Origin of the sequence: uncultured Campylobacter sp. (assembly GCF_938045225.1) — a bacterium.
Taxonomy (GTDB): domain Bacteria; phylum Campylobacterota; class Campylobacteria; order Campylobacterales; family Campylobacteraceae; genus Campylobacter_A.
Genome location: NZ_CALINL010000049.1, coordinates 1 through 1618, shown reverse-complemented (window position 1 = coordinate 1618; position 1618 = coordinate 1). Strand labels below are relative to the sequence as shown.

At 39.7% G+C, this 1618-nt stretch carries 2 protein-coding genes and 1 pseudogene; 2 read left to right on the top strand and 1 reads right to left on the bottom strand.

Going from position 1 to position 1618, the window contains the following annotated elements; genetic code table 11:
* The first annotated feature begins 71 nt into the window (after nucleotides 1–71).
* Complete coding sequence (locus tag Q0200_RS02485; RefSeq protein WP_297937322.1) at nucleotides 72–383, top strand: LysR family transcriptional regulator; 312 nt, start codon at nucleotides 72–74, stop codon at nucleotides 381–383.
* Complete coding sequence (locus Q0200_RS02480) at nucleotides 380–961, top strand: LysR family transcriptional regulator substrate-binding protein (protein ID WP_297937320.1); 582 nt, start codon at nucleotides 380–382, stop codon at nucleotides 959–961. The genes Q0200_RS02485 and Q0200_RS02480 overlap by 4 nt, the downstream gene beginning before the upstream one ends.
* Before the next feature lie 373 nt (nucleotides 962–1334).
* On the opposite strand, the pseudogene Q0200_RS11885 reads toward Q0200_RS02480, so the two are convergent.
* Nucleotides 1335–1532: pseudogene (locus Q0200_RS11885) on the bottom strand (carbon-nitrogen hydrolase family protein); the annotation flags it as partial.
* Nucleotides 1533–1618 lie beyond the last annotated feature (86 nt).

The window sequence follows — 1618 nt, the reverse complement described above, 5'->3', positions numbered from 1 at the left end:
TTTTAATATAAGTCAAATATTATTTTATATATAATATGATAATTTTTATATTATGATAAAAGGCGGAAAGTATGAATTTAAGGCAAATGGAGCTAGTTTTAAAAGTGGCTAGCGAAAAAAGCTTTACAAAAGCGGCAAATGCGCTCAAAGTCCCGCAGCCATCGCTATCGCAAAGCATTTTAAATTTAGAAAAAGAGATCGGTATGCCGCTTTTTAACCGGGGAACAAATCCTATTTCGCTCACAAACGCGGGCGAAATTTATCTATCTAAAGCAAAGCTCGTTTTTGACGTGCTAGAGGACTTAAATACCGAACTAAGCGAGCTTGTCGGCGCAAAAAAAGCAAGATTCGCATCGGATTTTCTCAAAACGGATACAACATGATCCCCGAGGCTTTGCCTAAATTTTGCAAAAGATTTAGTGGCGCGAACATAAAAGTCATGCAAATTTTCTCCACTCTAAAAATAAGAAAAATGATTATAGACGACGAGCTTGATATCGGTATGTTGATAATGCCTATCGACGCTAACGGCCTAAAATGCGAGGTTATCAAGACGCAGGATATGTTTGTAGCGCTACCTGCGCTGCATCCTCTCTCGCTCAAATATAAAAATCAAGACGCTAAAATTTCGCTAAAAGAGCTAAAAGACGAAAAATTTATCTTGCCCAAAGAGAGCCAAAGAAGCCGTACGGAGATCGATTTAGCGTTTAAAAAGGCGGGCTTTGCGCCTAAAATTTTCTGCGAAACCGATACCTTTGACATCGCAAACTCCATCGTGGCGTCTGGATACGGCGCGTGTTTTACGATATCGCAGTTTATCAAAGAGGATAAAGCTGATAAGGTGCGACTTTTTGACATCGGCGAGCCGACGCTAGCTAAGACGCTGATTTTGGCCTATAAAGAGGATAAAAAGCTGTCAAAACTAGCGCAGGAATTTATCAAAATCGCAAAGGAAAGCTAAGTAATTCCGGTGTTTTTTTCGGCTGCAATTTTTGCTTTTGTTAAGTAAAAATGACTAAAATTGTCGCCATATCTAAAAACTTCACAAAGTATAGCATTGCGCCATATATTGCAACCACTGACGCAACAGACGGACAAAGTAGTCAACGTCTTAGTTGTATACAAGAACTGTCCTGTTTAATTAGCCAGTTAAATTTCAGTGTAAAGAACTCGCATTAAATTTAAAATTTCGGTGACAATAAGAAAGAACTTGATTGTAAAGAATGGTTCAACTTGTCAATTTGTCATCGGTAAAACGTAAATTTATGGTATAAAAAGGTGGTAAATTTAACCTTGTTTATTGCTCTTAGAGGCAAATTTAACCCAGTCCCAAAATCACCAAAGCGACTAATCAGCATCGAATCACCGTAAAAGCTCCACTGCTTGCCACTAGCGGCCTTGTGGTTGCCGACGTGGTTTACGCGTAGGATATAGACATTGTTTACAAAGGCGCACGTTTTTAATAATTCCTTTCGTCGCGACTCGCTAACAAACGTGCACGCGGTGGGAACTACGACTAAATCATGCTTGCGATCCCCCGGTAAATAATCATCTCCCTAGTCCGAAGTTCTCCCATGCATGATTCCTATTTCTTGAATACACCGCCGACAAGTAGCCG